Origin of the sequence: Streptomyces sp. RLB3-17 (genome assembly GCF_007113425.2) — a bacterium.
GTDB lineage: Bacteria > Actinomycetota > Actinomycetes > Streptomycetales > Streptomycetaceae > Streptomyces > Streptomyces mirabilis_D.
In genome coordinates this window covers 137,244-160,589 of record NZ_CP041610.2, presented here as the reverse complement: position 1 = coordinate 160,589, position 23,346 = coordinate 137,244, and the positions used below count along the sequence as shown (strand labels likewise).

Genomic DNA, 23,346 nt, shown 5'->3' with positions numbered 1-23,346 from the left:
CATCGGCCTCACTGATGCCCATGAGCGGGTGCTGAGGCTCCTTCCCAGAAAGATCCCGATCGACAAGAAGGCCCTCGAACCCCTGGCGGACGCCCGCAACGGAGTTGCCCACAGCGCGATACACGACTCGGCACAAGCTGAAGCGGTAATCACGATCTGCTTGCGCCTCGTTGACCCGGTTCTCGAAGAACTGAAAGTCCATCCGAACGGCTACTGGGGCCCTACCGCGTCCTGCATGACAATCTGGTCGATGACCAAGTGCGAGAGGAATGCGTTGCGGCGGAAGCCCTGCTCGTCAAGGCACGCTCAATGTTCGAACGGCGCTTCGGGCACATGGCACGCAAGGAGCGTGATGTGGTTTTGGCCGCAACCACCAGTCAGCCGATGATCACCATGAGCCGGGGAGCACCAAAACAGTGTCCGGCCTGCGGTTCGCATGGGTGGCTGGCGAGGCGAACGTCCAGGGCATCGCTGCCCACTGCGCGGTATGGGACCTCGAAGTGGACAGCAAGCTGCTGTTTCACTTGGGCGACCTGAGGAGGTTCTCTTGGACGACGACCCTTACCACTACGTCGGGGACGAACCGCCAGTGGACGAAGACATCTACAAAGGCCGCTGAGTCGGCTCGGCTCATCGCACTCGGCCCGTCGTCGCCCCGGCCAGTGCCTATCTACGCGGCGTTACCGTCGAGTTCGTCATCCGCCGCGCTCGCCGCAGTTGTGGCCTCCGGCGCGGTGCGCCTGTAGCCCGACGACCGGCCACTCGAGGCCGGTTGGCCATCGCCCCTGGGCCAGGACCCGGGGCGTTTGGTCAAACGAAGAAGGGGCCGCCGCGCCCGGACAGGGTGGTAAGCGGGGAGGTGGTCTCGAGGATGGCCTGCCGCCACTGGACGCGGCTGGCGAACTGCTCCTGGTCGAGGCCGTTCGGGTTGTGTTCCCGCTGGGCAAGATGCTCGGCGACGGCGGTGAGGGTGGCGGCGCCCCTCGCCTCCATACCGGGCATTGAGGCCCGGAGGGCGTCGATCGCGGCGACGGCCGGGGTGGTAGCTGAACAGCATTGCGGGGTCGTTGGCGTCGATTCCCGTGTGCAGTGCGGCGATCGCCTTCCGCAGATGCGCATCCCCTGTCTCAGCCGGCACCCAGCCGCGGTCAGGCTCTCGGCGGCCGTGCGGGGGCGCGGGAGGCCGGGGTCAGTTTCGGTCCTCGTCCTGGGCGTGTTGGTAGAGTTTGGCGATGTCGTTGTCGAAGTACGCGGCGTAGGAGACGTCGTTCTCGTCGCCGCCGCCTTCATGGCCGCCCAGGATGCCGATGACGGTGCTGGTGTGGCTCTTGGGGTCGTAGTCGGTGAGCCAGGGGCTGCCGCTCGTGCCGCCCTCGAAGTCGGTGCACTGGATGCGCAGTTGGGTGTCGCTGAATTTCGTGGTGTGGTTCTGGCAGGAGATCGGGGTGTCGCGGCTGGTGGGGTAGCCGGTGATCTTGACTTCGTTGTTGAAGCCGCGGTCTGTGCCGAGGCTGTTGCCGCCCAGGACGTCCTGGATGTTCTTGCCGTCCTTCGGGCCGACCGTGAGGAAGGCGACGTCGAGGTCCTCGTCCTGCGATGTGGCCCAGCGGTCGTCGACGACGACCTTGTTGACCTTCCACAGGCCGGTGGGTTCGTTGCCGTTGCGGTAGTCGGGGGCGAAGACCAGGTCGTCCACCGGCTTCCCGGCGTCGGCGTCGAAGGCGCAGTGAGCCGCGGTGATCAGCATGTTCCGGCCGGGGCTCTGCACCACGCTCGCCGTGCAGAAGTGGGAGCCGTGGTCGTCCTTCTCGAAGACCGTGCCGATCCGGGCGTTCTCATCGGTCCTGCGCGGGGTGTACGCGGTGCCGTCCTGGGCGGGGGCGGTCGCCGAGGGGTCCCGGTCCTGAGGGGCCTGGCCCGGCTCGCCGGACTTGCCGTAGCTGCTGCGCCCGCTGCTTCTGCTCGGATAGGTCTCCTCCGCGGCGGAACCCACCACCGCGGCTGCCCCCACGATGACCAGCGTCAGTGCTATGCCAGCCTTCATGGAGCGAAACGGTAGCCCAGTCCGGGCATGCTGGTCAGCCCGGGATGGGGCAGACGGGCTGACAGGTCCCTGACCCTACTCAGGTCGGCCACCGAGCGGGCGCACCCGGCAGCGGTACTGATTCGGCAGAGGCGCTGGCCCGTCGCCTCCGAGCGGCCATCCAGGAAGTGGTTCGGCCGAACCACCGTAGACGTGCTGCCGCGCCTCGAACGGAAGTCCCGGAAGCGTTTCGGTCGAAACACTTCCGACGTCCTACGTGCCTAACTTGCCTGAAGCCGGAGCACCCCATCTGATCAGCATGGGCCACCCCGAACCATAAATAATCCTCGCGGACGGGGCATCCGGCCGATGGACTCCCCGGCCGCCACCGGGGCGGCGCACAGGCCACGGAACGAGTCCGCTGCGGCCGGTTTGGTGTGGATCGGCGCGCGGACACCGCAAGGCTCGACGGGCTCCGGAGTCACGTGCAGCGTAGGAGTGGGTCGTAGGTGATCAGCGGTGGTGTGACGGCTGGCCGATGCCAGCGTTGCCCTGCGGGTGGTAGAGCTCTTGGGCGCGGGCCAGGTTGATAGGCCCGTCCTGCTGCAGGTGCAGGAAGAAGCCCAGCTGCCACGCTTGAGCACTGCTGGCCTGGCGGTTGGCAGGGCTTACCCAGGGCGGGTAGACGCGAAAGGCTCGTTTCCCCCCGGAACCGTTTGCTGATACGACGCCATGCTGGCGGAGCGCGTCCATGGGAAAGACGAACTGGCCGAAGTGGTGATCGTCGCGGGTGCTGATGACAAAGAGGTCGACGGGGTCCGTAGCATCGAAGGGCTGGATAGGCCCGGCCGGGGACCTCTTCCAGACGGTGACGAACTGGCCAGCCTTGATGGGGGTCGTCTTGGCGGCGCGAAACCGGACGGCGAGGCCGTCGAGGGTGAACTCGTAGGCAGCGTACTCGGCGCTCTCGGCTTCGGGGACTGGCTGCGAGCAGGCAAACCCGCAGCGGTCGTAGACGAGCACCTTCGCCGCGATGAGATCTCCGTGGGCCGGGGAGGAGTCCAACCAGGGTTCGGGGCGGAGATCGGTTGAGTGCTCGCGGTCCGTGGCCATTTGCCCACTCTTTCACGGGCAGTTGGACGCAGCCGACTTGACCGGGGGTGATCGCTGGAGGGTCCGCTCCGGGAGCCGAATCTGGGTCAAGAACCGGCAGTGGACGACACCCATTTCCTGCGCCGTCTACATGGCCGAGCCCGCTGCGAATTGGGTGCTGTGGCCGATGGGCGCCTGCCGCTTGAGCGACAAGGGTGGAGCCATGAAGCATCCGCCGACCCCATTGTCGCAGCCGCTGGCGCCTCTGGCACGGCGGCACATGGACCCGCGTTCGGCTGTGCAGCCATGAAGGGGCTCGGTTGTATGGAGGCATGAGGAAGTGAACAACCAGGTCAGCGCCACCGAGAGTGCGGTCCTGCGCCCCGAGCACCTCGCCGCGTCGCGTGAAACGTTGCATGAGCAGCGCCTGTTCCGCCAGGCGCAACTGCGGCAGATCGCAGCGCCCTCCCAGCCAGGAGCCGACCACATGCGCTGATAGCCGGCCGCTTCGCAGATCGAGGTCCACGTCAGGCTCGTCGCCGCGGCCCGGATGGTCCTTGCCCACGTGGAAGCGGCACTGGATCGGATGGACCAGGGCCGCTACGGCAGGTGCCACCTGTGCGCGAAGCCCATCGCACTGGACCGTCTCAAGATCGTGCCGTACGTCCGCGACTGCGCACGCTGTCAGCAACTTCGGGAAGCAGGGCAGTGACGGGCACCGGGCTAGGGAGTCGTCCGTGACGTTCCCGCTGTCGCCTTCGTTCAAGCCGAGTGTCAGGGTGGCGCAGGTCCTCTGCCCGCGGGAGGCGGGTCGGCTGCAGTGAGGGGCGGGCTATGGCTCGATGAGCCCGGCGCGGACGGCGCAGCGGGTGAGTTCGAGGCGGTCTTTGAGGCCGAGCTTCTGCAGGGGTCGTATGCGTCTGGCGATATGTTCGGCCTCTGCGCGGCGACCCATGGGTCCAAGCGGTAGCAACTGGACCCATGGGTCCAAGCGGTAACAACTGTTTGAAGCGGTCATGAGCAGTCGAGGCAGCTGCCCCGGCCGCCAGCCGGTCGGCCCCGCTCCGGTGTTCTCTGATGGCACCGTCGGTCTGATCCACCTCACCAGTCACGGCCTGCCCCGCTCGGTCAACAACATCGCTTTGTAGGCGCTGATCGCTGCGTTCGCTGACGAGAAGAGCATCGTGGAGGCTCCTCCACCCGCCTCGCCATCATCAAGACGCACGCGACGGCGCGGACCACGAAAGCGGCACCGGGGCCACGAAGACTGCGGCGGCCTGGCGGCCAGCGTGGCCTTCTCGTCCTGTCGGGACGGAGACCGAGGCCGGATACGCTGGCGGGGTGATCGAGAATCTTCCTCCCTGTCCGAAGTGCTCGTGTGAGTACACCTACGAGATGAACGCCCTGGTGGTGTGCCCGGAGTGCGGCCATGAATGGGTGGCCGCCGAGGGCGGTACGGATTCCGGCGCCCCTGCGGAGCGGGTCGTCAAGGATGCCGTCGGCAATGTGCTGCAGGACGGCGACTCTGTGGTCGTGGTGAAGGCGCTCAAGGTCAAGGGCAGCCCCTCGGGGATCAAGGCCGGCACGAAGGTGCGCAACATCCGACTGGTCGACGGGGTCGACGGGCACGACATCGACTGCAAGATCGACGGTTTCGGGGCGATGCAGCTGAAGTCGAGCGTGGTCAAGAAGGGCTGACCAGCCCGCCCCAGTCGCCGGGGCGGCCCGGCAGCAGTCTGATGCCGAATTGCAAAATTTCGCAATTGGTTAGATGCTGTCATCGCTATGCCTGCAGGTAGTCGCGGGCGCAGCCTTCGCTTGCCCCGGGTGGGGCGCTGTCGGGGAAGTCGAGGAGTCGTGTCCGTTCCGCTGTACCAGGCCAAGGCCGAGTTCTTCCGGATGCTGGGGCATCCCGTACGGATACGGGTGCTGGAGCTGCTGCAGGACGGGCCTATGCCGGTACGTGCGCTGCTCGCCGAGATCGAGGTGGAGCCCGCCAGCCTGTCGCAGCAACTGGCGGTGTTGCGCCGCTCGGGCATCGTCACCTCCAGACGCGAAGGCTCGACGGTGGTCTACGAACTGGCCAGCGGGGATGTCGCCGACCTGATGGGGGCCGCGCGCCGCATCCTGACCGAGCTGCTGGCAGGGAAGAACGAGCTGCTGGCAGAACTGCGGGAAACCCAGGTCGCCGGGCGATGAGACTCTCGTTCGGCCGGATCGGGGCCCGGCTCACTGCGCTGCTGCCGGGCCGTACGGACCTGGCGGAGATGCGCCGCGACCCGCGCCGGGACCTGCTGGCCGGCCTCACGGTGGCGATCGTCGCGCTGCCGCTCGCGCTCGGTTTCGGCGTCTCCTCCGGGCTGGGCGCGGAGGCGGGTCTGGCGACCGCGGTCATCGCCGGCGCGCTGGCCGCGGTGTTCGGTGGTTCGAATCTGCAGGTGTCCGGACCAACGGGCGCGATGACGGTCGTGCTGGTGCCGATCGTTGCCGAGCACGGGCCGTCCGGGGTGCTCACCGTCGGGCTGATGGCGGGCGTGATGCTCGTCGCGCTCGCCCTGCTTCGGGCCGGGAAGTACATGCAATACGTGCCCGCGCCCGTGGTGGAGGGCTTCACGCTGGGCATCGCCTGTGTGATTGGTCTGCAGCAGATCCCGAATGCCCTCGGGGTGCCCAAGCCGGAGGGCGACCGTGTCCTCGTGGTGACCTGGCGCGCCCTGGAGGCGTTCACAAGGAGCCCGAACTGGACCGCCGTAGCTTTCACCCTGGCGGTCGCTGCCGTCATGCTTGTCGGGGCTCGCTGGCGGCCCAAGGTGCCTTTCTCCATCCTCGCGGTGATCGCGGCCACCGTCGTCGCCCAGGTAGCCGGTCTGGACGCGGCGAAGCCGATCGGTGACCTGCCGTCCGGCCTGCCCGCCCCCTCGCTGGCCTTCCTCGACGTCGGCGCAGTCGGTTCACTGCTCGCTCCAGCGGCCGCTGTGGCGGCGCTGGCCGCGCTGGAGTCGCTGCTCTCGGCCTCGGTCGCCGATGGCATGACGGTCGGCCAGAAGCACGATGCGGACCGCGAGCTGTTCGGCCAGGGCCTGGCCAACATCGCCGCCCCGCTCTTCGGCGGGGTGCCTGCGACCGGCGCGATCGCCCGTACCGCGGTCAACGTCCGGACCGGGGCGGGGTCCCGGCTGGCGGCCCTCACCCACGCCGCGATCCTCGCCGTGATCGTCTTTGCTGCCGCGCCCCTCGTCTCCAGGATCCCGCTCGCCGCGCTCGCCGGCGTGCTGCTGGCTACCGCTGTCCGGATGGTCGAGGTCGGCTCGCTGCGGGCCATGGCCAGGGCCACCCGCTCGGACGCGCTGATCCTCGTCCTCACCGCCGTCGCGACCCTCGCACTCGACCTCGTCTACGCCGTGATCCTCGGCCTGATGGTCGCGGGCACGCTCGCCCTGCGCGCCGTGGCCAAACAGGCGCGCCTGGACCAGGTTCCCCTCGACCGCGGGGACCACAGCGCGGAGGAGCACGCGCTGCTCGCCGAGCACATCGTCGCGTACCGGATCGACGGGCCGCTGTTCTTCGCCGCCGCCCACCGCTTCCTGCTGGAGCTGGCCGAGGTCGCCGACGTACGCGTCGTCATCCTGCGCATGTCCCGCGTGACCACCATCGACGCCACCGGCGCCCTGGTCCTCAAGGACGCGGTGGAGAAGCTCAACCGGCGCGGCATCGCTGTTTTGACCTCCGGAATACGCCCCAGCCAGCGCCAGGTCCTGGACTCCGTGGGCGCATTGGAGCTGCTGCGTCGGGAGGGACGCGAGTACGCCACCACGCCGGAGGCGATCCAGGGCGCGCGCAACTACCTGGAATGCGCCGGTGTCATACCGACCCACCCCGCCCAGATGTCCCGGCCCATCAGTGAGGAAACAGAGGAAACCGTCGGATGAGCACTCCCCGCGCATCCCTGCGCATGGTCGAGGTCTCGGGTGCCGAGGCCCTGTGGCTGCTGGAGGGCAGTGCGCTGGGACGGCTGGTGTACGCGCAGCGGGACCTGACCGTGCTGCGCCCGGGCCGGCACACCTGGGAGTACGGCCGCCTGGTGGTGCGCACCCCGGCACCTGCCGCTGCGGTCCCCGCCACGGCGACCTACCACGTGGACGAGGTCCGCGCGGCGACCGGTACCGGCTGGAGCGTCACGGTCGCCGGGCCGGTCGACGTGATCACCGAGCCTGACGAGGCCGCCCACTACCAGCGCACCCTCGCCGGCTGGAGCCACGGCCCGCACGACACCCTGCTGCGCCTGAACCCCAAGACGGTGACCGGTTTCCGTCTCGCCCGCGCGGAGGCGTGATGAGCACTCGGCTCGAAACCCTGCCCTACCGGCATGTCCTCACGCTGCCGACGATGCCGTCCGCGGTCCGCATGGCCCGGGAAACCGCCGAGCAGGCGCTGGCCGAGTGGGGTATCAGCCTGCGTCACCCCAGTGTCGATCCGGCCCTGCTGATCCTCGGTGAACTGGTCACCAACACCGTCCGGCATGCCGCCGACCTCTCCCCGCAGCTGACCGTCATCTACGCGGCGGGCAAGGACTGTCTGGCCTTCGCCGTCCATGACCGTCACCCCTACCAGCCGGCGTTGTACGGCGCGGTCACCCAGACCGGTGGCGGCGGTCTGGGCACGGTCATGGAGCTCACCCTCGGCCTGGGCGGCACGGCCGTCGTACGGAGTGATGCCGACGGCCAGGGCAAAAGCATCTGGATCACCCTCCCCCTCTGAATCGCCAGACTGACCGCGTAAGGAAGTTGACGCACATGACCATCGAGTGGCGCTACACCGCCGAGCAGGACCTCGGCATCCTGTCCGTCTCCGGATACCTGGGCCCGGACGCCGTCCACCGCTTCACCGGTGCCGTTGGCTGGGCGCTGGCCCGGAGCACCGGTCCGGTCATCGTCGACCTCACCGGACTGCGCGGCTGGTCGGCCGAGGGGCAGCTGGCGATCACCGAGGCCGCGCGCTGTCTCGCCGCATCGGGCCGCAGCCTGGAACTGGCCGCGATCCCCGCCGACGGATCCCTCGTCCCCGGCGGAGACTGCCCGCTCATCCCCGTGCACGCCGACCTGGCCGGCGCGCTCGCCGCACACAGCACACGGCACGACGAGCCGCCGCAGGGCCGCCCCGAGTGGCAGACGACAGGGCGCCCGACCGGAGACCAGCAGCGGGCCTGATCCCGCCGGGCTCAGCCGAGGGAGAAGGCTCCGTCCCCGTCCCGTACGGGCACGGCAGCGCAGATGTCGCCTTCCGTGGCGATGGCCACGTCCTGGACGAAGCCCCTTGCTGCCAGCTCCCGCCCGGAGACACCGGCGGCGACCGCGCGGGTGAGGTGGGCGGTGCCCTCGTAGGCCGCTCTCGCGGCGGCCGCCTCGGCGGACAGCGGTCCCGCGCCCTGGGCGTGCAGGTCGGAGATGAGGCCGCCGGCGCCCAGCAGGTCCTCCAGCGCGGGGCGCAGGCGGCCGTCCGGCCATTGCTCGCCCGCTGCGATCACGGCGACCGGATGCGCGGGCGAGCCGTAGCCGCGGGCGGTGAGCCAGCTGCCGACCGCGGTGATGTTGCGCAGACAGGCGGCGACCACCCGCAGGTGAGGCGGTGCGGCCGCGGCGATGGCCGCGCCGTTCGGGGACGGCAGCACCAGGCGCGCGACGAACGGGGCGCGGCGCATGTGGGCCGGTGAGAGGGACCAGGGACTGTCGGGCGTCACGGCGTGGCGGGCGACGGCCAGCCGTGCTCTGGATTGCCGCGCGTAGACGGCGGCGGCCTTCTCTGATGCGGCCCGCTCGGCCGTGGTGGCGGGGCAGTCCGGCAGCCAGAACGGGAGAACCCGGATGCCCCTCTCGGCGGCGACGCTCACCGCCGTGCTGAAGGACAGCACGTCAACGACGATCGGACAGGCAGCCTCTCCCGCGAGGCGCCCCGCGCGGGCGGGTCCCCACTCGAAGCGGATCCCGTTGCCGGACTGAACCGTCCAGTCACCCATGGTCCATCCCCCCGTTGCGGAGCCGCGTGCGGGTCAGCTCCGGCCGCCGTCCGACGCGGTGGCCCGGCCACCGAAGGACAGCTTCAGCATGCGGGCCTCGCCGCACCGCGGGCACTGCCCGTCCGGGCCGACGGCGGTGGGCCGGCACTTGAGGCGGCAGGCGGGGCACTTGAACCAGGCGACGCCCGCGCCACGCAGCGGAATGATTCTCACGCCAGCCTCCTTCACATCACGTATGGAGTTGCTAATCTTAGCAATTGCTGAGGTCGTCACTGCTGAATTCGGGCGGCTCGGTTCTCGTGCGCGGATTCGGCTGGGCCGCTGCCGCACGCGAGGATGGGCCACATGTGTTTGACGAGTGGGTTGATGCGATGCGTCGAGGACGGCCTGGTGCGGCCGTGCTGCCGTACCGGGGAGGCGACGACAGGATGAGTACGCCGCTGTACCAACTGAAGGCCGAGTTCTTCAAGACGCTCGGCCACCCGGCGCGCATCCGGGTCCTGGAGCTGCTGAGCGAGCGCGAGCACGCGGTCGCGGAGATGCTCCCGGAGGTAGGGATCGAAGCAGCGCATCTGTCGCAGCAGCTCGCGGTGCTGCGCAGGGCGAACCTGGTGGTGACCCGTAAAGAGGGATCGACGGTGTATTACTCGCTGACCAGCCCGTATATCGCTGAACTGCTCAGGGTCGCCCGCACCATCCTGTCCGGCGTGCTCGCCGGACAAGCCGAGCTCCTCGCCGATCTGCAGGCCGCCCAGACCCAGGCGAAACCGCCGTCGTAACGGCGGCCCTCAACCGGCGGCCGCTTCCCGGGACTGACAGCGCTCTGTGGTAGCGGGAGGTGGCCGCTTCACCCCCGAGTGACGTGACTCCGGTCGCAGGTGGCCTGTCGGGCACCTGCCGACAAGCCCTCACGGTGCCAGGGAGGGTTCTTAACTGCTGTGGGCTTCGTCATCGAATCTCAGCGTTTGTCAACTTCCGTTGATGGTCGGGGGGTTGTCGGTGGCGGCCGGTAGCCTGATCGGGTGATCGTCACGCATGCCTACCGGTTTGCACTGGACCCGACGCCTGGTCAGGCCAGGGCGCTGCTGCGGCATGCCGGTGCGGCCCGGGTGGCGTTCAACTGGGGTATCACGCAGGTGAAAGCGAACCTCGGGCAGCGGGAGGCGGAACGGTCCTACGGCATCGCCGAGGCCGGTCTGACGCCGTCGTTCGGCTGGTCGATGTATTCCCTGCGCAGGGCCTGGAACGCAGCGAAGAGGGAGGTGGCGCCGTGGTGGGCGGAGTGCTCGAAGGAGGCGTACGCCACCGGGCTGGATCAGCTCGCCCGGGCCATGAAGAACTGGTCCGATTCCAGGCGCGGCAAGCGCAAGGGCCCGCGGATGGGCTTTCCTCGCTACAAGTCGAAGCGGAAGACCACGCCGTCGGTTCGGTTCACCACCGGCACGATCCGCTTGGAAGACGACCGCAGGCATGTCACGCTCCCGGTCCTGGGAACGATCAGGGCGCATGAGTCCACACGGAAGCTGCACCGCCGGATCGCGGCCGGCACGGCGGTGGTGAAGTCGGCGACCGTCCGCCGCGAGGCGGGCCGCTGGTTCGTGTCCTTCAGCTGCGAAGTCGAGCGGACCGACCGTACCCCGTCCCGAGCGGATACGGTGATCGGCGTCGACCTGGGCATCAAGCACCTCGCGGTGTTCTCCGACGGCCGCCCGACCGCCGAGAACCCCAGACACTACGACAGCGCGCGCCGCAAGCTCGGCCGCCTGTCCCGCACGGCCGCCCGCCGTCTGGGCCCTGACCGGCGCACCGGGCAGCAGCCTTCGAAGCGTTGGCAGCGCGCGGATGCGGCCCGCAACCGGGTGCACTACCGCACCGCGAACCTGCGGCGGGACGCGCTCCACAAGCTCACCACCAGCCTGGCCCGCGAGTACGGCACGATCGTGGTGGAAGACCTCAACGTCTCGGGAATGCTCAGGAACCGCAGACTCGCCCGCGTCGTGGCCGACGCCGGGTTCGGCGAGATCCGGCGTCAACTCGCCTACAAAACCCGGTGGAACGGCGGAACGCTCGAAGTGGCGGACCGCTGGTTCCCCAGCAGCAAGACGTGTTCCGGATGCCAGGCAGTGACACCCAAACTGCCTCTCCGGATACGGATGTACGTATGCGAACACTGCGGACTCGTCCTCGACCGGGATGAGAACGCGGCACTGAACCTCGCCGCGCTCGTGAAGCGCCACGTCGCCGGGAGTGGCCCGGAGACAGAAAACGGACGTGGAGCCGACCGTAAGACCCCGTCCTGCGGGGCCGGTGGCATTGAAGCGTCTACCCCGCATTGATACCTCCTGGTATCGAGTGAGACGGGGACCTTCACCCAGCAATGGGTGAATCACTGAGATTCGCAGAAACTCGGTGAACGGTCGCTATGTGCTCCAGCTACCGTGCCGCGTCATCCGTGGTGTTCGCCACGGTGTTCCTGGCGGGCTGCTGGCGAATCGGCGGGTGCTACACCGTGCTCGATGGTTCGGCGCGGTCGAACACCACGAGGTCCCAACCGGTGCCGACCACGATTTCCCCGCGCGGGCCGACGCACAGCGCACCGCGGATCATGCCGGCTACGTCGAACGCGTCACGCTGCGTGCCGTTCCGCAGGTCCCAGAACCGCACCGACCCTCCACTGTCGACGGTGAGCGCGGTGGGCACGCCGTCGAATGCGCGGCAGTCGATCGCGGCAATCGGGCGCTCGTGCCCCGCGAGGGCGTGCAGGGCGGCACCGGTCGTCAGGTCCCACACCCGGACGTACGTGTCCTGGCCGCCGGTGACCGCCACGGGACGGCCGTCGACCGATCCGCATGCCACTGCTTCCACGGTGCCGTCGTGTCCCGTCAGCGCCGCGCGCCGGGTGCCCGTGGCCAGGTCCCACACCCACGCGGATCCGTCGTGGCCGACCGAGACCGCGAGCGGCCGCCCGCCGACGCCCGAGCACGCGATGCCGTTCACCGCGATCTCGTGCCTGGTGTGGATCTCGCGGCACACCTCGCCCGTGTCGAGCCACCAGACGAACAGCGAGTCGTGGTACGCCCCGGCGCTGACCGCCACGGGCCGTCCCGCCAGAGTCGTGCACGCGATCCCCCTTACCGGTCCCCGGTGTCCGGTGAAGGTAGACGTCGGCGTCCCGCTGGCCAGGTCCCAGACCCTCACGGTCTCGTCGTCCCCGCCGGTGATCGCTACGGGCTGTCCGGCCACGACGGCGCACGCGGCAGCATAGACGGCGCTCCGGTGCCCGGTGAGGGTGACGCGGAGGCGCCCGGTGCCGAGTTCCCACACCCGCACGACGTCGTCGTGCCCGGCGGTGACCGCCACGGCAACGCCGTCCACGACCGCGGTCGCGACCGCGCCGATGTCCGAGGTGTGGCCGGCGGCGGGCAGGCGGGCGCGCACGGACGCGGTGAGGTCCCACACCCGCACCGTGCCGTCGAGCCCGGTACTCACCGCGACCGGCTGTCCGCTGTGGACGGTGCAGGTCACCGACGACACGAAGTGCTCGTGGCCCGCCATGACCGCGCGCGACTCGCCCGTGACCAGGCCCCACACCCGGACGGTGCCGTCGATCCCGCCGGTGACCGCGACGGTCTCGCCGTCGATCACCTTGCAGTCCACCGAGGTCACCGTGTTCTCGTGACCGATGAGGGCAAGCGCCTCCTCTGCGCTGTGGAGGTCCCACACCCGGGCGCTGCCGTCGGTGCTGCCGGACACCGCGACCGGACGTCCATGGAGGACGGTGCAGGCCACCGCGCGGAACCCGTGACCGCCGAGGAAGTCGTTGGTGATCCTGCGTCGCGCGCCGGTGGCCAGGTCCACCACGAGGACGTTCGAGTGGGTCGCGACGACGGCCACCGGTCGGCCGTCGAGGACCGTGCACGCCAGCGCGTCGACGGAACAGTCGTAGGCGGCGACGCGAGTTCTGCTGCGGACGTCCCACACCTCGAGCGCCGGTCCGCCCACCACGGCGACGGGACGGCCGTCGAGTTCGGCGCACGCGACCGCGTTCAGGTGGCGGCCGTGGCCGGTGGGCGTGCTCCACACCGCGCCCGTGGCCGGGTTCCACACCCGCAGCTCAGCGTCGCGGCCCGCGGTCACCACGAGCGGACGCCCGTCCACGACCGTGCACGCGACCGCGTCCACCGTGTCCGTGTGACCGGTGAGCGTGGCCCGGACGGCCCCGGTGTCGAGGTCCCACAGCCGGACCACGCAGTCGTGGCCCGTGGTGACCGCGACGGGGCGACCGTCGAGGACGGTGCACGCGCTCGCCGTCACCGGCTTGTCGCCGCCGACGAGCGTCGCGCGGAGGGCGGGGCTGATCTGCTGCCCGGTCGCCCAGTGCGGGAACCACCGCAGGGGCGGCACGAGCGCCCGGTGTAGCTCGGTCGCGCCGAACCTCGCCGCGTCCGTGGCGAGCACCAGGCGGCGCCGCTGCGGCGGCAGGCGCCGGTGCACTCCGGAGGAGGCGCGGTAGACCGAGCGCACCAGGCGGGCGCCGGGCGTGGTGACGTGGTCGAGCGCGGGGAGCAACTCGTCGGGTTCCGCGTGGGCCAGGTAGCCGGGGTCGGTGACGAGTTCGTCCAGTCGCCCGCACCGCGCGGCGTGCGTCGCGAGGTGCCGCAGCAGGTACGGGTGCGCTCGCGACCAGATCCGCTCGCCGGTGTGGTCGAGCGGGACCCGCGAGAGCAGCACCTCCGTGAACGCGCCGTGCGCCGCGACGGCGTCGACGCCCTCGCGCAGGTGCTCGGCAAGCGCCTGGTGGTACAGGCGGTAGGCGGAGCGGTGCGCCTCGACCGCCTCGACGACGTACGAGCCGGCGTGGCGGCGCAGCCACAGCAGGTCCTCGTCGCCGTACCCCGTTCCGGCCAGCCGGGCGGCGAGCGGTGCCCAGATGTCCTCCCACGGCAGGCCCTGCCCCTCGGCGAACGCCAGCGGCCGCAACAGGTCGCGCACGCGCTCGGCGTCGCCGCCGAGCCTGGTCACGAGGTCGTGGCGCATCGCTGGCCCGGGCAGCCGCGGCAGCGCCGCGCGCCACGCCGGGTCGCGCCAGTCGGGGATCGCTGTGTCCGCCGCGAGGGTGCCGCTGGTGATGCGGGCGACCAGGAACGACGGGGTGGCGGCCGCCGCGACCGCCGCAGCCACGGCGGCGGTCGCGTGGGGCCGGTCCCGGTAGGGGCTCTCGGCCGCCGACTCCCGCAGGCAGCGCGCCGAGTACGCGGTCAGGGCGTCGAGGTCGGCGTAGCGGGATGCATCGAGGTCCACGCTGCCGTCCCGCCGCAGCCCGAGGTCCGCCAGCAGGTGCGGCCGCGTGCCGACGAGCAGGCGCAGCCGGCCCGCCGCGTGGTCGGCCAGCGGGCGCAGCAGCCGCAGGACGAGGTCGTGAGGGTCGGCCGCCTCGTCGAGCGCGTCGATGAGGACGGTGACCGGCGTGGTCAGCGCGTCGAGCAGCGCACCCGGCGTCTCGGCGGGCACGCGGGCACCGGCGGCGATCCCCCGCAGCACCTGGTCGGTGGTCAGGTTCTGCGCGTACACGGCGACGTCGACCGCTCCGACGGCGGGGACGGCGTCCGGCGGCAGGCCGATCGTGTCGACCGGCACCATGGGACGCCGGTCCGGGTGGGTCAGCGTCGAGACGAGGCCGAGGACCGCGGTCTTGCCGGACCCGGGCGCGGCGGTCACCGCGAGGAGCGGTCGCGCCGGGTCGGGCTCGGCGAGCCAGCGTGCGATGTCGCGCAGGGCGGCCACCCGCCCGGAGAACCACCACCCGTCCCCGCCCTTGGCCCGGACCAGCAGGGTGGCGCGGAACTCGCCGTCCCGCCGCCGCGCCTCGGCGTCCCACTCGACGGCCTGCTGGATCGCGAGGTCCACGCCCGACGGGCGGGTGTCGCGGCGCGGGTTGGGCAGGAACGGCGGCACCTCGCCGGTGAGCCCGGCCATCGCCGAGCCGATCATCTGGAAGCGCGGCCGGGCCGGATTGGCGTTCATCGCCTTGACCACCGTGTCCAGCGGCAGGGTGGGCGGCGCGTGGCCCGCGGTCGAGACGTCCACGACGGCGTCACCCAGCAGTCGGGGGAACGCGCCGACGCTCGCCTGTTCCACGGGCTGGGCGGAGGTGATGACCACGAGCCCTGTGCCTGCCTCGCCCGCCCAGTGCCGGGTCATCCTGGTGAGCGCTGCGGCCGTCAGCTCGTTGCCGCCCTGGCCGGAGTAGCAGGTGTCGAGCATCAGCAGCAGCCGCCGCACGGGGGTGTCGAGCAGCATTCGCCGGGCCAGTTCCACCGTGGGCAGGGCGTCGGCGACGTCGTCCGGGTCGGTGTCCGCAGTGAGCAGGACGTGGTCCTCGCTGCCCTCGAGCACCTCACCATGCGCCGCGACGTACACCGCGAGCACGTCGTCCGGCCGCCGGTCGGGGGCGCGGCAGAAGGCGCGGAGCCGGCTGGTGAGCTGCTCGCGGGTCGGGTCGAGGCCGAGGTCGTCGACGTGGGTGTAGCCGAGGGCGCCGGTGAACAGCTCGATGATCCGCTCCCGCGCGTGTACGAGGCCGGGCCGGTCCCACCGCGGCGCCCTCGCGTAGTGCGCCACCGCGGTCGCGATCAGGAACCGCCGGACCGGGTCGTCACGGTCCACCGAGCCCTCCGGCGATGGCGGCGCCGGTGAGCCGGTCGGTCAGGTACGCGGCGGCGTCGTGCGCGTGGGAGCCGTTGTGCACAACGACGTTGTGCACCCGGTCGCCGAACCGGCAGCGGAGGTCCTTCTCCAGTGCGACCACGTCGCCGCGGTCCACGACGTTGGTCCACACCAGGTCGTCCGGGCCCGGCCAGGCCCCCAGCCCGTCGATGGGCGCGGGTTCGAGCCGGTCGAAGATCAGGTTCCGGATCCCGAGCGGCGACCCGAGCGTCACCAGCGCCCTCACGCTGTGCGGCCGCGCGCACAACGCCTCGTACGCCACGAGCGTGCCCAGCGAGTGCGCGACCACCACCCGGGTGTCTGGCTCGATCAGCGCCGCCAGCCGGGACCGGGCCGCCGCCCGCAGCGCGGGATCGGCCAGGTAGCGGTGCACCTGCTTGAGGTCGAAGACCAGCGCGCGCGTCGCGATCCCGGCGAAGAACCTCGAGCGCGACAGCTGGCGCAGCGCCGCCTGCACGGACCCGGGCACGCGCGCCAGAGTGTCAGCGCCGGGTGGCGCCACCGCGGGATCGGCCTCGGCGGCCGCGCGCCACCACGCGAGGAGCTGCTCCTGCTCCCACCCCGGCTCGACATCCTGGGGTCCGAGGAGGGGGTCGCCGACGGCCAGGGATTCACCGGGCGGGCGGAACAGGTCGCCGTAGAACGCCATGGCGCCGTCGCCAGCGGCCGCCTCGTCGCCACCCGCCCTGGTCAGGCCGTCCAGCAACGTTGGCCACCAGTCCCGCAGCAGCGTGCGTTCCCCCAGCAGCTGCTTGCCCACTCCGTGCACGCAAACGACGCGAGCCACACCGCCCCCTCAGCCCTTGCGGACGCCATTGTCACACAGCCCTGCCCGCCACTCGCCGAGGTGAGCAGCCGCACGCTGGCGGCCTGCCGCCAACTGGCCGCGCGGCGCAGGCTCCCACGACTCCGACGGCCCAACGCGCCAGCATCGTCAGGGCCTTCAATCAGGCACGGAAAGCCAGGAACAATCTTATTGTCACCGGATCCTGTTCCGGATCACTCCGAACTCCGGATCGTCCGGGGCGCGCTGGCGGCGGCGTCCTGGCCGTCGGCTGGATCTCGACCTCAGCCCCGCGAGACTGATCCGCATTGGTGGTCTGCGGTCTGCGGTCTGCGGGAGCGGCTCGGCCGGAACCGGTCCTGTCATGTTCGGTTGCCGAGACGGCACAGTAAGTACTGCTGCGGCCTCCGCCCCGCCGGATCCGTTTCGTGGCGCGTGGCCCGGTTGTATCTGCCCGCCGAGAACGAGACCCGGATCGGGGGCGGCCTGTTCGCCACCGCCCGCGCCGCCCACCCCTGGACCCGGGAGGCCGGAGCCTCTGCTGGGGCCTGGGGCGCGGCGAGCTGTCTCGCGCGACCGTGCGGCCGCCCAGATCCGGGGGAAGCAGGTAACGCATTGAGTTGGGCCACGTGGTTGGTCGCGGGCAGCTCGAACGCACCTGCCCCCACCAGCTCTGCCGGCTGTTCCGCATCTGATGGACGACCGCTGGAAGCACGGGGTCGAGATGGCCGTCGACGTCACCTTGGTCGGCCGCTACTACGCGCGGTTTGCCGACCATGCCGTGTCGATCGCCCGGTGAGTGGTCTATCTGGTCACCGGCGAGCTGACCACAGACGCGTCAATCACCCCGTGAACCCGGCCTACGGCGGCTCGGACCCTACGCTCGGCGAACCGGCGCGCCCCGGGGCATCCTGGCGACGGACTGGTCACCGGCCGTCAAAGGGGCTGGGTGAAGCGCCAGAGGCGGCGGGTCAGGTCCCCTTGGTCGACAGCGTGGACCTTGGCGAGTGTCCAGCTGTCGGCAAGCATGCCGACCAGGTCGTGGGGGAGAAGCGCACCGCGAAGCCGCCGTGCTCAAAGACGTCGTCGGCGTGGGCGGCGCCGGTGTCGTAGTGGGCGTCACCGGTGTGGGGCGGTGTCGGGGGAAGGTCCCGCCAGGGGCGTGCGGCAGGCCCCTGTGACCGTCCGTGGAGGCTGGCCGCAGGGGGCGCCGGAGCGGAGAATGGTGTTGTTGCCCCGCTCGTCGGTTGGGCGGTGGTCGGATGGACAGGCTCGGCCGGGTGGCTCCGCGCGCTGGAAACCGACCGACGCACTGTGCCTGGATTCGCTGCGGCGGGGCGATGTCATAGCCTTCGCCCGCCCGTGCGCCCGCTGGGCCGAACCGCGCGAGTGCGTGTGCGCGCGGCTGGCCGATGTCTGAGCGACGGGCATCAACTCGCCGGGTGTCCCGGACAGGACGTCTCGTGAGAGTCCATCTCTCGGCTCAGGCTTTCGGCCGCGAGGACTCGTGTGCGAGTGTCAGCAGGTCGGGGGCCCGGCCTCCGGCGGTGTGTCGGTGCGGGAAGGCGGTGGCGCTCCATGTCGTACGTCGCCGTGAGTGCGCTGAGCCATCCCGGGCTGCTCCGCGGGCGGAACGAGGACAGCCTCGTCGTCGGACCGTGGACACTGTGCGCCACCGTGACCGAGAACCCGCAGAGCCTGGTCTTCCCGCTGGGGACGCCCCTCGTCGTCGCCGTCGCCGACGGGCTCGGCGGACATCCCGGCGGCGACGTGGCCAGCGCCCTGGCTGCCCACCGGCTCGCGTCGATCGGTCCCACTCTGAGCAGCGAGGACGCCGTCCGCGACGCCTTGAACGCTTGCAACCGCGCCCTGTACCGGGCCGCCGGCGGCACCGGAAGTGAGCTGGCCACCATGGGGACGACCGTCGCCGGCGTCGTCGTACGGCCCGGCTCGCTACTGACGTTCAACGTGGGGGACAGCCGGGTGTTCGCGTCCTCTCGCGACGGGCTGCGCCAGGTGAGCGTCGACGACAGCCCGCCGCTCGAACCCGGGGAGCGCACCACGTTCCTCGTCACCCAGTGCCTGGGCGGTACGCCCGGTTACCGCCCCATCAGTCCTCACGTGACGGCCGCGTCGCTGTCGCCAGGCGACCGCTACCTCATCTGCACAGACGGTCTGACCGACCCGGTGACGCCGGACGAGATCGATGCGGTGATGCGGGAGCACGACGACGGCCGGGCGGCCTTCGAACTCTGGAAGGCCGCCATCGCGGCGGGCGGACCCGACAACATCACGCTGGCGGTCGTACGCATCGGCGACGAGTAGGGGAGGCCCCTGTCGCCCTTTCGGCATGCGGTCAGACAGGGAAGACCTCTAACGCGCCAGAACGGCGATACGCGGTGGGGGGCGGAAATTCGGTGTCTACGCCGTGTTGTCCCAGTCGTACGGTCCGCCACCACGCCACTCGATCAGCTCTGGGTCGTCGACGACCCGGTCCTCGGCGGGCAGGCCGGCACGGTGCAGGAAATCCAGCACGTCGAACAGGGTGTACGCGGTGCCCGTGTACTTGCCGCGGATCATCACGCGCCGACCCCCGTCCGACTCCGGCGAAAGCACGACCACCGGGGGGCGTACGTCCATGTCACCAGCATGCGCCGGGACCGGCCGGCCCGCAGCTTCCGGTCGTCGTCGCTGAGGCTCACCGAGACCTTGTTGCCCAGGCTGTGCTCCGTGCCCTGTGGGGTGTCGCGCTCATCAGGGTGAAGTCGCCCGGGGTCTCCCGCATGCCGTGCATGATTTTGTCGGCTTCGGGGTGTCCTGCCGGCAGAACACCTCATAGGTACCTGCCGGTGGTGACAGCATCGGACAGCGTCGTCGTAGCGATGCGTGTTGCGGACCGCATCCACCGGAACACTCGACACACTCGACGCCACGACCGGGCACCCCCACCGGGCGCACACTGGACACAGAAAGCCCATGCGTCATGAGTCGAACATGGAGGTGGGCCATGAGCACCCTCGAAGAACACGTCGACGTTGGAGTGCCGATCGACAAGGCTTGGGACGACCTCCACCGCGTGGAGAACTATCCGCGGTTCGTGGAAGGAGTGCGCGAGGTCCGTACGGAGGCGGGTGGTCGAACGCGTCTGGACGTCGAGGCCGGCGGCCGGGCCCGGGTGTTCGAGGCCGAGATCTCCGATCGCAGGGGGGAACGCGTGATGGAGTGGCACACCACCAGCGACCCCGAACTGGTGGGTTCCTTCTCGCTGCAGCCGATCAACGAGAACCGCACCCGGGTCCAGGCACGGCTCGAGTACGACCCCGACGCGATCAGGGAGACCTTCGGCGGCCAGAAGGGATTCGCCCAGGTGAACGCGATCGAACGGCTCGTGCGCAGCGATCTGGAGCATTTCAAGGAGTGCGTGGAACAAGGGGGTTGAGCGGTAGAGAAAGCGGGTGCTGGGGGCTGTCGAGGACGGCAGCCTGCGCTCGAAGCCGCCGCTGGCGGGCCGGGGGCGCCGTAGCCGCTGCGTGCCGTTCTGTCGGAGCCCGCGTTGGGGCGGGAGATCTGACAGATATGGAATGACCCCGTTTGGAGTCGCATGCTCCGCACGCCGGTCAGGTCTCGATCACGGCATCGCAGTCGGAGCAGACCACGGATGCGTACTGCACGGGGTACCAGGGGGCGCCAGGGTGTTCGGAGGGCTTCCAGCAGGCCGTCTGCATGGCGAAGGTGTCCTTGCCGCAGAGGGTCCGCGGTCCCGTCGCGGAGGGCTCCCCCGGGGCGGAGGGCGCGGCGTGCAGCTTGCGGACGGGCCGTTGCTCACCAGCCGCTATCCCCAGGGAGGAGCGTTTGGCCATGGGGTTGTCGAGCTCGTACACGACGACGATTTCGCCCATGCCCCCACAGTAGGCGGCCGGGCGCCCGACCTGCTCGGCGTCGAGTACTGCACGACCTGACATCGCGTCCTGCCGCCGGACCTGTGGGCGCAAGTGGCGCGCCTCGCGCCGCTGACCGGGCCGACCCCCGGTCCCGGAGAGCAAGCAGCCCCTGTACCGATTCGAGCGCGACAAAGTTCGCTGCGGCCGGGCTCACGCCGGCGGCCTCCGACGTCGTACGGCCGCCTCGGGTGGCCAAGCGCCCTCCAAATGGAGGCCAGGGCGATCGCGCTCACACCGGCAGGAGGGGCGGTTCTTCAGCGTCGAGACCGAGGTGATCCGTGTACACGCCGACGAGCGCATCGTCGTGCCCGGTACGTATCACCTTGATCCAGTCCTATAGCCCGCTGATCTACGACTTCCGCCATGGCGGCAGCGCCCTGCCGTACGTGCAAAGCCCTGAGGTGTTCCAGCAGGAGCTGCTCGTGTGCGGCGAAGTCACTTTCCTCGACCTTCGGCCGCTTCGCGAGGGCCCGACGTGCGCAGTGCCTCTCGCTCTCCCTCACACCAGGACCGGCGCCGCCGTCCCCCGACAGCACACTGCCCCGGAGCCGTTTGGCTATCACTGAGTTCTCTTCACCCCGCATAAAACCATCGGCGGCGAGCAAGCGCACCCGTTCGAGCACGGCCTGGCGCTGCGGAGTGAGGCCACCACCCTGCGCCGCTTCCCGAGCACACCGATCTGGGTACAGACCTCACGGGCCCGTCACCACACCGCCGATCCACCAGCGCGGACCACCCCTGTGAGTGAACGCCTCTGCTGAGCTGGGGCGATAGGGTCATAACGGAAGGTCTGGGCAGTCTCGAGGGCCGGGTCTGGCGCATTAGTTCTTGTCATCCCAGGGGGCGCGTCTGCGCCCGGCACACGTCAGGGGGCCTCTTTGCCGCCAGAGACACAACGATGCGCTCTGACGCTCCCGGGCTCCGATCGCCGAGCGACTCCCGGTGCGGTCACCAGCACCGACACGGCCAGGCTGACCTTCCTGCGCGACGCTGTGCGCGGTATCGGCACAACCCTGGATCTCACGCGCCAGGCCGGCCAACTTGCCGGCCTGGCGGTGCCGGGGTTCGCCGACTTCGCTTCGGTTCATCTGTGCGATCAGGTCGTTGCGTCGGAAGATGACCTCGCGCCCTAGGGCCTGCAGGGTGCGGTGGTGATGCACCGCGTGGCGGCAGTCCACCATGAGGACCTGGACTGCCGGGAGGAACTCCGCCCAGGGAAGACCTTCGTCTACACGACCGGCACGGCCATGGCCCGATTCCTTGCGGAGATCGAACCAGTCCTCATTCCCCATGTAGGAGATGAGGTCTTGCAGCAACTTCCGGCGGAGCTCGACAGCCCGGCCGCCCGGTTGGTGCTGAAGGGCTCCTCCGTCCTGCTGGTGCATCTGGTGGCGCACGGCGGGGCCCTCGGCTTCCTGGTGTTCGGGCGCAAACCCGACCGTCCCGCTTTCGTCGCCGCGGACCTGACAGCCTGTGAGGAGGTGGCCGAGCGGGCGGCCGTCGCCCTGCACAACGCCCGGATCCACAGCGACGAAGCGACGGCATCCGCGGTGCTGCAGCGCAGCCTGCTTCCCACGCCGCCCCCTCGCCTGCCAGGGGTGGAGATCGCCTACCGGTATCACCCCAGCAGTCACACCACGCAGGTCGGAGGCGACTGGTTTGACGTGATCCCCCTGCCGGGCCACCGAGTCGGACTCGTCATCGGCGACGTGGCAGGTCACGGCCTGCACGCAGCGGTCGTCATGGGACAGCTGCGCACGGCAGTCAGGACCCTCGCCACTTTGGACCTGCCCCCCGGGCGGCTACTTGCCCAGCTCGACGCCTTCGCACAGCACCTGGGCTACACCCAGCTGGCCACCTGCCTGTACTGCGTCTACGACCCGACGACCGGCCGCTCCGCCCTCGCCAGCGCCGGCCACCTTCCGCCAGTCCTCGTGGGGCCCGACGGCAGCAATGATCTGCTGAAGGTCCCCGTCGGCGCACCCATCGGAGTGGGCAGCGTCACCTTCGACACCCTGGAACTGCTCACGGACCCCGGCAGCCTCCTCCTGCTGTGCACCGACGGCCTGGTGGAGACCCGCGGGCAGGACATCGAGGAGGCACTCCACGCGCTCGGCCGCAGACTCACCGCCCAGCACTCCTCGCTGGAGGACACCTGTGAGGCACTGATGCGGCGCCAGCATCCCGAGGGCCACCACGACGACATCACCGTCCTCATGGCCCGCCTGAACGGGATTCCATGCGATTCTCCGCGGAAGTAGCTCTGGATGCCGGGCGCCGTTCGGCGTCATGCATCGGCGTCCATGCCAGAAAGCTGTGCGCCATCCAGGTCAGGGGGTGCCGCTTGGCCCGTGATGGAGCGTCAAAGAGAGTGGGATTGATTCCGAAGAACGCGTACGGCGACGGCGCATCCTCGAACAAATAGAACGGATCCATGTCGAAGGCTGCCCCGGCGGAGGGGTGCTTGCCGATCGCAGCCGGATTATCGACCCGCTTGAGCGTGACCGTTACTGCATCCTGCATCTCGTCGCGTAAGAAGGGAATGATCACGGCTTCACCCTGCCCCTCCGCCATGTCGGTGGCAAGGGCCAGGGTGAGCCAAGAGCCCCGTCACCCCTCCAAATGAAGTGCAGAGAAGCCAGGGGCTGACCTGCCGATACGGACGCGACGCCCAGCTCGTGTGCCTCGCCTGCCGGGCGAGCGACGAGCGGGCCCCCGGGGACGCACCCGCTTCGGGCATTCGTGCGCCCCGGTCTACGAGTCCTCG

At 70.2% G+C, this 23,346-nt stretch carries 24 protein-coding genes and 3 pseudogenes; 15 read left to right on the top strand and 12 right to left on the bottom strand.

What is annotated here, in order from left to right; translation table 11 throughout:
• Positions 1-810 precede the first annotated feature (810 nt).
• The 3 genes from FNV62_RS00855 to FNV62_RS00845 form a co-directional block, all read right to left on the bottom strand.
• Positions 811-993: a hypothetical protein gene (locus tag FNV62_RS00855; RefSeq protein WP_143611848.1), complete on the bottom strand. Its 183-nt coding sequence runs from the start codon at positions 991-993 to the stop codon at positions 811-813.
• Positions 994-1,189: 196 nt separating this feature from the next.
• A complete protein-coding gene (locus tag FNV62_RS00850; protein ID WP_143601573.1) occupies positions 1,190-2,044 on the bottom strand; it encodes a trypsin-like serine peptidase in 855 nt (284 codons plus the stop codon).
• 492 nt (positions 2,045-2,536) lie between these two features.
• Positions 2,537-3,136 carry a MepB family protein gene (locus FNV62_RS00845; protein WP_143599552.1) on the bottom strand — a complete coding sequence of 200 codons (600 nt, stop codon included), beginning with the start codon at positions 3,134-3,136 and terminating at the stop codon, positions 2,537-2,539.
• A 319-nt stretch (positions 3,137-3,455) separates the two neighbouring features.
• On the opposite strand from FNV62_RS00845, the gene FNV62_RS57835 reads away from it, so the two are divergent.
• Together FNV62_RS57835 and FNV62_RS57830 are read left to right on the top strand one after the other, a co-directional pair.
• Complete coding sequence (locus FNV62_RS57835; RefSeq protein WP_375336671.1) at positions 3,456-3,611, top strand: hypothetical protein; 156 nt, start codon at positions 3,456-3,458, stop codon at positions 3,609-3,611.
• 54 nt (positions 3,612-3,665) lie between these two features.
• Positions 3,666-3,827: a TraR/DksA C4-type zinc finger protein gene (locus FNV62_RS57830; protein ID WP_097288512.1), complete on the top strand. Its 162-nt coding sequence runs from the start codon at positions 3,666-3,668 to the stop codon at positions 3,825-3,827.
• A gap of 120 nt (positions 3,828-3,947) precedes the next feature.
• Here FNV62_RS57830 and FNV62_RS55100 read toward each other — a convergent pair.
• Positions 3,948-4,034: pseudogene (locus tag FNV62_RS55100) on the bottom strand (DNA-binding response regulator); the annotation flags it as partial.
• Between the two features lie 422 nt (positions 4,035-4,456).
• On the opposite strand from FNV62_RS55100, the gene FNV62_RS00830 reads away from it, so the two are divergent.
• The 6 genes from FNV62_RS00830 (at position 4,457) to FNV62_RS00805 (ending at position 8,322) form a co-directional block, all read left to right on the top strand.
• Positions 4,457-4,813: a zinc ribbon domain-containing protein YjdM gene (locus tag FNV62_RS00830; RefSeq protein ID WP_275901426.1), complete on the top strand. Its 357-nt coding sequence runs from the start codon at positions 4,457-4,459 to the stop codon at positions 4,811-4,813.
• A gap of 159 nt (positions 4,814-4,972) precedes the next feature.
• Positions 4,973-5,314 carry an ArsR/SmtB family transcription factor gene (locus FNV62_RS00825; protein ID WP_054237181.1) on the top strand — a complete coding sequence of 114 codons (342 nt, stop codon included), beginning with the start codon at positions 4,973-4,975 and terminating at the stop codon, positions 5,312-5,314.
• Positions 5,311-7,044, top strand: coding sequence for a SulP family inorganic anion transporter (locus FNV62_RS00820; protein WP_143599551.1), 1,734 nt, complete (start codon positions 5,311-5,313; stop codon positions 7,042-7,044). The genes FNV62_RS00825 and FNV62_RS00820 overlap by 4 nt, the downstream gene beginning before the upstream one ends.
• Positions 7,041-7,448 carry a pyridoxamine 5'-phosphate oxidase family protein gene (locus tag FNV62_RS00815; RefSeq protein WP_143599550.1) on the top strand — a complete coding sequence of 136 codons (408 nt, stop codon included), beginning with the start codon at positions 7,041-7,043 and terminating at the stop codon, positions 7,446-7,448. Before FNV62_RS00820 ends, FNV62_RS00815 begins: the two co-directional genes overlap by 4 nt.
• Entirely contained in the window at positions 7,448-7,873 is a 426-nt protein-coding gene (locus FNV62_RS00810; protein ID WP_054237178.1) for an ATP-binding protein, read from the top strand. The genes FNV62_RS00815 and FNV62_RS00810 overlap by 1 nt, the downstream gene beginning before the upstream one ends.
• A gap of 35 nt (positions 7,874-7,908) precedes the next feature.
• A complete protein-coding gene (locus FNV62_RS00805; protein ID WP_143611847.1) occupies positions 7,909-8,322 on the top strand; it encodes an anti-sigma factor antagonist in 414 nt (137 codons plus the stop codon).
• A gap of 11 nt (positions 8,323-8,333) precedes the next feature.
• Here the strand turns inward: FNV62_RS00805 and FNV62_RS00800 are convergent, their stop codons facing one another.
• Together FNV62_RS00800 and FNV62_RS00795 are read right to left on the bottom strand one after the other, a co-directional pair.
• Positions 8,334-9,128 (bottom strand): 2-phosphosulfolactate phosphatase, encoded by a 795-nt coding sequence (locus FNV62_RS00800; RefSeq protein ID WP_143599548.1) that lies wholly within the window; start codon positions 9,126-9,128, stop codon positions 8,334-8,336.
• A 33-nt stretch (positions 9,129-9,161) separates the two neighbouring features.
• Positions 9,162-9,341: a hypothetical protein gene (locus FNV62_RS00795; RefSeq protein WP_097288518.1), complete on the bottom strand. Its 180-nt coding sequence runs from the start codon at positions 9,339-9,341 to the stop codon at positions 9,162-9,164.
• A 215-nt stretch (positions 9,342-9,556) separates the two neighbouring features.
• On the opposite strand from FNV62_RS00795, the gene FNV62_RS00790 reads away from it, so the two are divergent.
• Both FNV62_RS00790 and tnpB read left to right on the top strand, forming a co-directional pair.
• The gene (locus tag FNV62_RS00790) at positions 9,557-9,907 is read left to right on the top strand and encodes an ArsR/SmtB family transcription factor (RefSeq protein WP_054228650.1); all 351 of its coding nucleotides are present in this window, start codon (positions 9,557-9,559) and stop codon (positions 9,905-9,907) included.
• 243 nt (positions 9,908-10,150) lie between these two features.
• A complete protein-coding gene (tnpB, locus tag FNV62_RS00785) occupies positions 10,151-11,464 on the top strand; it encodes an IS607 family element RNA-guided endonuclease TnpB (protein ID WP_143611846.1) in 1,314 nt (437 codons plus the stop codon).
• A gap of 166 nt (positions 11,465-11,630) precedes the next feature.
• On the opposite strand, the gene FNV62_RS00780 is transcribed toward tnpB, so the two are convergent.
• Both FNV62_RS00780 and FNV62_RS00775 read right to left on the bottom strand, forming a co-directional pair.
• A complete protein-coding gene (locus FNV62_RS00780) occupies positions 11,631-15,794 on the bottom strand; it encodes a caspase family protein (protein ID WP_143626762.1) in 4,164 nt (1,387 codons plus the stop codon).
• Positions 15,784-16,641 (bottom strand): hypothetical protein, encoded by an 858-nt coding sequence (locus FNV62_RS00775; protein ID WP_143599545.1) that lies wholly within the window; start codon positions 16,639-16,641, stop codon positions 15,784-15,786. The genes FNV62_RS00780 and FNV62_RS00775 overlap by 11 nt, the downstream gene beginning before the upstream one ends.
• A 685-nt stretch (positions 16,642-17,326) precedes the next feature.
• Here FNV62_RS00775 and FNV62_RS00770 point away from each other — a divergent pair.
• Both FNV62_RS00770 and FNV62_RS00765 read left to right on the top strand, forming a co-directional pair.
• Positions 17,327-17,434, top strand: a pseudogene (locus tag FNV62_RS00770) (phosphate transport system regulatory protein PhoU); the annotation flags it as partial.
• A gap of 782 nt (positions 17,435-18,216) precedes the next feature.
• The gene (locus FNV62_RS00765; protein ID WP_143611844.1) at positions 18,217-18,963 is read left to right on the top strand and encodes a PP2C family protein-serine/threonine phosphatase; all 747 of its coding nucleotides are present in this window, start codon (positions 18,217-18,219) and stop codon (positions 18,961-18,963) included.
• 96 nt (positions 18,964-19,059) lie between these two features.
• On the opposite strand, the gene FNV62_RS00760 is transcribed toward FNV62_RS00765, so the two are convergent.
• Positions 19,060-19,278 (bottom strand): hypothetical protein, encoded by a 219-nt coding sequence (locus FNV62_RS00760; protein WP_054228639.1) that lies wholly within the window; start codon positions 19,276-19,278, stop codon positions 19,060-19,062.
• A gap of 367 nt (positions 19,279-19,645) precedes the next feature.
• Between FNV62_RS00760 and FNV62_RS00755 the strand changes: the two genes are divergently transcribed.
• Positions 19,646-20,077, top strand: coding sequence for an SRPBCC family protein (locus FNV62_RS00755; protein WP_143606452.1), 432 nt, complete (start codon positions 19,646-19,648; stop codon positions 20,075-20,077).
• Positions 20,078-20,255: 178 nt separating this feature from the next.
• Here the strand turns inward: FNV62_RS00755 and FNV62_RS00750 are convergent, their stop codons facing one another.
• Positions 20,256-20,537 (bottom strand): hypothetical protein, encoded by a 282-nt coding sequence (locus tag FNV62_RS00750; RefSeq protein ID WP_143599544.1) that lies wholly within the window; start codon positions 20,535-20,537, stop codon positions 20,256-20,258.
• 75 nt (positions 20,538-20,612) lie between these two features.
• Here FNV62_RS00750 and FNV62_RS55095 point away from each other — a divergent pair.
• Positions 20,613-20,944 (top strand): annotated as a pseudogene (locus FNV62_RS55095) (flavin reductase family protein); the annotation flags it as partial.
• A 456-nt stretch (positions 20,945-21,400) separates the two neighbouring features.
• On the opposite strand, the gene FNV62_RS00745 reads toward FNV62_RS55095, so the two are convergent.
• Complete coding sequence (locus tag FNV62_RS00745; protein WP_164331442.1) at positions 21,401-21,871, bottom strand: hypothetical protein; 471 nt, start codon at positions 21,869-21,871, stop codon at positions 21,401-21,403.
• A 15-nt stretch (positions 21,872-21,886) separates the two neighbouring features.
• Between FNV62_RS00745 and FNV62_RS00740 the strand changes: the two genes are divergently transcribed.
• Positions 21,887-22,840 (top strand): PP2C family protein-serine/threonine phosphatase, encoded by a 954-nt coding sequence (locus tag FNV62_RS00740; protein ID WP_164331440.1) that lies wholly within the window; start codon positions 21,887-21,889, stop codon positions 22,838-22,840.
• Here the strand turns inward: FNV62_RS00740 and FNV62_RS00735 are convergent.
• Positions 22,794-23,129: a hypothetical protein gene (locus tag FNV62_RS00735; RefSeq protein WP_179858469.1), complete on the bottom strand. Its 336-nt coding sequence runs from the start codon at positions 23,127-23,129 to the stop codon at positions 22,794-22,796. The two genes, FNV62_RS00740 and FNV62_RS00735, sit on opposite strands and share 47 nt — an antisense overlap.
• Positions 23,130-23,346: the final 217 nt, after the last annotated feature.

Bases quoted from the DNA above. Each gene is read 5' to 3' on its own strand.
- FNV62_RS00815 (WP_143599550.1), top strand. From the start codon at position 7,041: ATGAGCACTCCCCGCGCATCCCTGCGCATGGTCGAGGTCTCGGGTGCC.
- FNV62_RS00750 (WP_143599544.1), bottom strand. From the start codon at position 20,537: ATGGGCGAAATCGTCGTCGTGTACGAGCTCGACAACCCCATGGCCAAA.
- FNV62_RS00820 (WP_143599551.1), top strand. From the start codon at position 5,311: ATGAGACTCTCGTTCGGCCGGATCGGGGCCCGGCTCACTGCGCTGCTG.
- FNV62_RS00850 (WP_143601573.1), bottom strand. From the start codon at position 2,044: ATGAAGGCTGGCATAGCACTGACGCTGGTCATCGTGGGGGCAGCCGCG.
- FNV62_RS00790 (WP_054228650.1), top strand. From the start codon at position 9,557: ATGAGTACGCCGCTGTACCAACTGAAGGCCGAGTTCTTCAAGACGCTC.
- FNV62_RS57830 (WP_097288512.1), top strand. From the start codon at position 3,666: ATGGTCCTTGCCCACGTGGAAGCGGCACTGGATCGGATGGACCAGGGC.
- FNV62_RS00800 (WP_143599548.1), bottom strand. From the start codon at position 9,128: ATGGGTGACTGGACGGTTCAGTCCGGCAACGGGATCCGCTTCGAGTGG.
- FNV62_RS00745 (WP_164331442.1), bottom strand. From the start codon at position 21,871: ATGGGGAATGAGGACTGGTTCGATCTCCGCAAGGAATCGGGCCATGGC.
- FNV62_RS00755 (WP_143606452.1), top strand. From the start codon at position 19,646: ATGAGCACCCTCGAAGAACACGTCGACGTTGGAGTGCCGATCGACAAG.
- FNV62_RS00845 (WP_143599552.1), bottom strand. From the start codon at position 3,136: ATGGCCACGGACCGCGAGCACTCAACCGATCTCCGCCCCGAACCCTGG.
- FNV62_RS00805 (WP_143611847.1), top strand. From the start codon at position 7,909: ATGACCATCGAGTGGCGCTACACCGCCGAGCAGGACCTCGGCATCCTG.
- FNV62_RS00855 (WP_143611848.1), bottom strand. From the start codon at position 993: ATGGAGGCGAGGGGCGCCGCCACCCTCACCGCCGTCGCCGAGCATCTT.
- FNV62_RS00765 (WP_143611844.1), top strand. From the start codon at position 18,217: ATGTCGTACGTCGCCGTGAGTGCGCTGAGCCATCCCGGGCTGCTCCGC.
- FNV62_RS00760 (WP_054228639.1), bottom strand. From the start codon at position 19,278: ATGGACGTACGCCCCCCGGTGGTCGTGCTTTCGCCGGAGTCGGACGGG.
- FNV62_RS00810 (WP_054237178.1), top strand. From the start codon at position 7,448: ATGAGCACTCGGCTCGAAACCCTGCCCTACCGGCATGTCCTCACGCTG.